The sequence below is a fragment of the Actinomycetota bacterium genome (assembly GCA_035540895.1).
In the GTDB taxonomy this organism is placed as follows: Bacteria; Actinomycetota; JAICYB01; order JAICYB01; family JAICYB01; genus DATLFR01.
Genome location: DATLFR010000181.1, coordinates 1 through 5,479, shown reverse-complemented (window position 1 = coordinate 5,479; position 5,479 = coordinate 1). Strand labels below are relative to the sequence as shown.

General features: G+C 70.3%; 4 protein-coding genes. 3 read left to right on the top strand and 1 reads right to left on the bottom strand.

Annotated features, from left to right (window positions below):
- The coding region (locus tag VM840_10445) for a DNA polymerase III subunit alpha (protein ID HVL81997.1) at positions 1–3,204 on the top strand (3,204 nt) is incomplete at its 5' end.
- Between the two features lie 19 nt (positions 3,205–3,223).
- Here VM840_10445 and VM840_10440 read toward each other — a convergent pair.
- On the bottom strand, positions 3,224–3,616 hold the full coding sequence (locus VM840_10440) for a glyoxalase superfamily protein (protein HVL81996.1): 393 nt from the start codon (positions 3,614–3,616) through the stop codon (positions 3,224–3,226).
- 134 nt (positions 3,617–3,750) lie between these two features.
- Here VM840_10440 and VM840_10435 point away from each other — a divergent pair, with 134 nt between their 5' ends.
- Positions 3,751–4,377: a UdgX family uracil-DNA binding protein gene (locus VM840_10435; GenBank protein ID HVL81995.1), complete on the top strand. Its 627-nt coding sequence runs from the start codon at positions 3,751–3,753 to the stop codon at positions 4,375–4,377.
- 177 nt (positions 4,378–4,554) lie between these two features.
- Positions 4,555–5,479, top strand: a 925-nt coding sequence (locus VM840_10430) for an IS481 family transposase (protein ID HVL81994.1), incomplete at its 3' end; no start/stop codon positions are given.

Below are 5,479 nucleotides of genomic sequence, written 5' to 3'. Positions count from 1 at the left end.
ACGTTGTCCGGCGTGGTGCGTTTCGTGCAGGCGTGCGAACGGGTGGGGGTGGCTCCCATCGTGGGAGCCGAGGTGCATGTCGCGGACGGCGACCACCCCGGCGCCGGGGGGCGGGTCGTGCTCCTCGCCCCCGGCCGGCGTGGTTACGGGGCGCTGTGCGGTCTACTCACCGAGACGCATATGCGGGCGGACGAACGCGCCGTCGACCGGGTCGAGTTCGAGGAGCGCGACCCGGGGTGGCCCCGCGTACGGTGGGAGACGCTCGAACGGTACGCCGACTTCCTGGTCTGCCTGTCCGGGGGTCCGAAGGGGGAGGTCGGACGGTGGTGCGCGTCCGGACGCCCGGACCGCGCGGAGGCGGTCGTCCGGCGGTACCTCGACCTGTTCGGGACGGACCGGTACCGCGTCGAGGTCCAGCGTCACCTAGCCGCCCCCGGTGAGGACGCCGCGATAGGGAAGGCGCTCGCGTTGGCGCGGCGGCTGGGGGTGGAGGCCGTGGCTACGAACGACGTCCACTACCTGACCCCCGACGACGCAGACCTCCACGACGTGATGCGGGCCATCCGGCGTCTGGCTCCCCTCGAGGCGGACGGTCCCCTGAACGCCGAGCGGTACCTGAAGCGCCCGCTCGAGATGCGCGCGCTGTTCCGGGACGCGCCGGAGGTCGTGCGGGCGACGGAACGGCTCGCTGCCGAGGCGGTGGCCGATATCGGGCTGGGGAGCTCCTGCCTGCCTCACTACGTGGGGCTGGAGCCGGGGGAGTCGGCCGTGGAACGCCTGCGGATCGACGCGCGCCGGGGCCTCGGAAGCCGCGGGCTCGACACGGCGCAGGCGCGGGCACGCCTGGCCGACGAGCTCGACGTGATCGCCCGGCGCGGGTTCGAGTCGTACTTCCTCGTCGTCGCCGACATCGTCGCGGAGGTGAAGGCGCGCGGGATAAGGGTGTCCTGCCGGGGATCGGGGGTCGGCTCCCTCGTCTGCTACGCGCTCGGCATCTCCGAGGTCGACCCCCTGCGCCACGGACTCCTCTTCGAGAGGTTCCTGTCGATGTACCGCGACGAGCTCCCGGACATCGATCTCGACGTCGAGTCGCACCGGCGCGAGGAGGTGCTCACCTACCTGCTGCGTTCGTACGGCGCCGGACGGATGGGGATGGCGTGCATGTTCGAGACGTTCCAGGCTCGCCACGCGATACGCGACGTCGGCAAGGCGCTCGGGCTCCCGCCGGCCGATCTGGACGAGATCGCCAAGGCGTTCCCGTACACCTCCGCCCGCTCCATCCCGAAGGTCCGGGAGACGCTGCCCGAGCTGCGCGACGCGCGCCTCAACGGAGCGGAGGTGGAGAGGCTCCTGTCGGTCGCGTCGCGACTGGACGGCTTCCCACGCCACCTAGCCCTGCACCCCTCCGGGGTGCTGCTCGCCTCGGTCGACCTCGACACGCGGACGCCGCTCCAGCCTTCGTTCGCCCGGTTCCCGATGTCGCAGCACGACAAGGACGACGTCGACGCGCTCGGTCTGCTCAAGCTCGACGTGATCGGGGTGCGGATGCTGTCGGCGATGGGACACGCGGTTCGCGAGGTCGCGCGCGTCTCGGGGGAGCGCGTCGACCTCGACGCCCTCCCTCGCGACGACCCGGACACGTACGAGATGGTCCAGGTGTCCGACACGCTCGGTTGCTTTCAGATCGAATCGCCCGGACAGCGCGAGCTCGTCACGAAGCTCCTGCCGTCCCGGTTCGACGACCTGATCGTCGACATCTCGCTCTTCCGGCCCGGACCCGTCAAGGCCGACATGGTCACCCCGTACCTGCGCAGGCGGATGGGGCTCGAACCTCCCGTCTACGTGCATCCCGAGATGCGTCCGATCCTCGCCGAGACGCACGGCGTCGTCGTCTTCCACGAGCAGGTGATGCGGATCCTCTCGGTGTTCAGCGGGATGTCGCTGGGGGAGGCGGACGCCTTCCGGCGTGCGATGGGGTCGGACGGCGACGACCTCTCCCGGCTGCGGGAGCGGTTCTGCTCCATGGCGCGCGCGCAAGGCCACAGCGATCCGCAGAGGCTGTGGCACGAGGTCGAGTCGTTCGCTTCGTTCGGGTTCTGCAAGGCGCACGCGGCGGCGTTCGCCGTCCCCACCTACCAGTCGGCCTGGCTCAAGAGGTACCACCCGGCGGCCTTCTACGCGGGGGTCCTGACCCACGATCCGGGGATGTATCCGCGACGCGCGATCCTGGCCGACGCGCGGAGGCACGGCATCCCGATCCTCCCCCTGGACGCGGAAAGGTCGGCGGGGGAGTACCGGGTGGAGGAGACGCCGGACGCACAGCTCGCCATCCGCCTCGGACTGAAAGATGTGAAGGGCATCACCGACGAGGAGGTCCAGGCGCTCCAGCACGAGCGTCCGTACGACTCGGTCGAGGACCTGCTGCGACGCACGCGCATCCGGCGCCCGGTCGCCGAGGCGCTCTGCGAGGCGGGGGCTCTCGACCGATTCGGTCCACGCCGGCTCGTCCTGCTCGAGATCGCCCGCGTATGCGGCGGAGGGCTCCTCGCCGGCGTGAAGGGAGCCGCTCACGAGATGAGGGAGATGGGAGTGCGGCCGGCCGCCGCCGCCCGGCGCGCGCCCTCGGGCGACCACCCGACCCTCTTCGAGGACGGTGCGTTCGGTCCGATCGCGACGCTCGTAGGCGAAGGCGTCGGCCTGTGGCGGGCGCGCGACCTCACGGAGGCCGAGAAGGTCCGGGCCGAGCTCGAGGTGCTCGGGCTCGATGCCTCCCGCCACGTGATCGCGTTCTACGAACACGAGATGCGACGCCTGGGGTGTACCCCGGCGTCCGAGCTCCCGAAGCTGCGCAGCGGGACGACGGTCACGGTGGCCGGCGTGAAGGTGGCCACGCAGACGCCACCCGTCCGGTCCGGGAGGCGGGTGATCTTCCTGACCCTCGACGACCCGTCCGGACTCGCGGACGCCGTGGTTTTCCCCGACGCCCAGGACCGCTGCGCCCGGACCGTCTTCCGCGCGTGGCTCGTCGCCGTCCGGGGGGAGCTGCGACGGACGGGCCGGGTGGGAGCGAGCGTGGTCGTGTCCGAGGCGTGGGACCTGACCGAGCTCGCTCGCTCGAGGTCGTCCGCGCGGGCGCCGGCTCCCGCGGGTCATGGCCGGGGTCGTGGGAGGCTGTACCACGCCTCCGGCGGTTCCTCGGGCTAGGTGCGCCTGCCCGGGTCCGTCACGGACCCACGGAGATGGCGTCCGTGAACGTGAGCCGGTTCCCGGACGGATCGATCACGGTCATGTCCCGCGTTCCCCACGGCATGTCCTCGATGCCGGGCCGCATGTTCGCGTACGGCTTGGCCGACAGCTCGGCGTGGAACGCGTCCAGATCCCCGACCTCGATCCGGAGTCCGGCGCCGGGCGTCGCATCGCCGTGGTGCTCGGACAGATGCAGGACGCACCCGCCGCGGGAGACCTGCATGTACAGCGGCATCCCGGGTTCGAAGCGATGGGTCCAGTCGACCTTGAACCCGAGGTAGTCCAGGTAGAACCCCCTCGTCTTCGCCTCGTCGAAGGAGCGCAGTATCGGCGTCGTCTTACCGACGACGATGTCTCCGTCGCTGGACATGTCGCGGTCTCCTCGTCGGGAGATCTCCCGGGTCGTCTGGCGCCACCGTAGCCGGGTGCCCTCGAGCGCGGCAAGGCGCGGACGGGTCCGATATCGCGGGGGTGGGAGGTCGGACTCTCGGGTATCGGACCGATATGGCCGCCCCGACCGACCCCGTCCCCGAGCAGCTCCCGGAGGAGCTCACCATCCCGAACCTGCGCGAGGTCGCGGCCGGGTGCAAGGCGTGTCCGCTCTGGGAGTCGGGGACGCAGACCGTCTTCGGCGAGGGCCCACCGCAGGCGCGCGTCGTGATGGTGGGGGAGCAGCCCGGCGACCGGGAGGACCTGGAGGGGCGCCCGTTCGTCGGTCCGGCCGGCCGCGAGCTCGACCGGGCGCTCGCCGACGCCGGCGTCGACCGCGACCTCGTGTACATCACCAACGTCGTGAAGCACTTCAAGTGGAAGCCGCGGGGCAAGCGCAGGATCCACCAGAAGCCGAACGCGGCCGAGATCGCCGCGTGCTACCCGTGGCTGGAGGCGGAGGTGAAGGCGATCCAGCCGGAGGTCCTCGTATGCCTGGGCGCGACGGCCGCTCAGGCGCTCCTCGGTCGTGCCTTCCGGATCACGCAGCAACGCGGCGAGTTCTTCGACCACCCGCTCGGCCGGCTCACCGCCACGGCACACCCGTCGTCGATCCTGCGGGCGCCCGACGACGAGAGCCGGAGGTTGGAGCGCAAGAGGCTCGTCGAGGACCTGCGCCGGGTGGCTGCGCTGATCGGCTAGTTGTGACAACCGGGGACGTTGTCCCTGGAGGAATGGGGTTGGGTTAGTTCCGTGAAGGGTTGAGCCCTCCGAGCGAGGTTGTGGGTGTCGAAGCTCACGACCTCGAAGGGAGGGCTCGTGTCTGAGCGTATCGGGCAGCACCCCAATGCGGTGCTCACGCCGGCAGGTCGGCGGCGAATGGTGGGCTGTGTGCTGGATCAGGGGTGGTCAGTCGCCGCCACTGCCGAGCGATTCCAGGTTGATCCGAAGACGGTCCGTAAGTGGCGAGACCGATTCTTGGTCGACGGCGAGGCTGGATTGCTGGATCGGTCCAGCCGTCCACATCAGATGCCGAACAAGACCCGTCCGTCGGTCGAGCAACGTGTCCTGGATCTGCGACGCCGACGCCGGTGGGGGGCAGCCCACATCGGCGCCCACGTCGGTATCGCGGCATCGACGGTCCAACGGATCTGCCGGTCGGCAGGTCTGGGGCGGCTCGACCGCGGCGACCGTTGCGCCCAACCGCGCACCATCCAGCGCTACCAGCGTGAACGGCCTGGCGAGCTGGTCCACGTCGATATCAAGAAGCTGGCCGGCATCCCCGACGGTGGCGGCTGGCGGATCCACGGCCGCGGCAACGACGGTCACGGCGGCTACAGCGGCGTGGGCTACCGGTTCCTGCACTCGGCCGTCGACGACCGGACCCGGCTCGCTTACAGCGAGATCCACGACGATGAGCAGGCCATCACCGCTGCCGGCTTCTGGTTCCGCGCATACGCCTGGTTCGCCGACCACGGCATCACCGTCGAACGCGTCCTCACCGACAACGGCTCCTGCTACCGGTCACGGATCTGGCGTCGAGAGATACAGCGAACCGACTGCATCCACAAGCGCACCCGTCCCTACCGGCCCCAGACGAACGGCAAGATCGAGCGCTTCCACCGGATCCTGCTCGAGGAATGGGCCTACATCCGCGACTGGACGTCCGAGCAACAGCGCCGGGTCGCCTATGGCCGGTTCCTGCACTTCTACAATCACCACAGGTCCCACGGCGCGCTCGGCTGGCACACACCCATGCACACACTCAGCCAGTGCCTCGGGGACAACGTCCCCGCTCAGCACA

Coding starts and splice junctions, on each gene's coding strand:
- VM840_10440 (HVL81996.1), bottom strand. CDS start 3,616: ATGTCCAGCGACGGAGACATCGTCGTCGGTAAGACGACGCCGATACTG.
- VM840_10435 (HVL81995.1), top strand. CDS start 3,751: ATGGCCGCCCCGACCGACCCCGTCCCCGAGCAGCTCCCGGAGGAGCTC.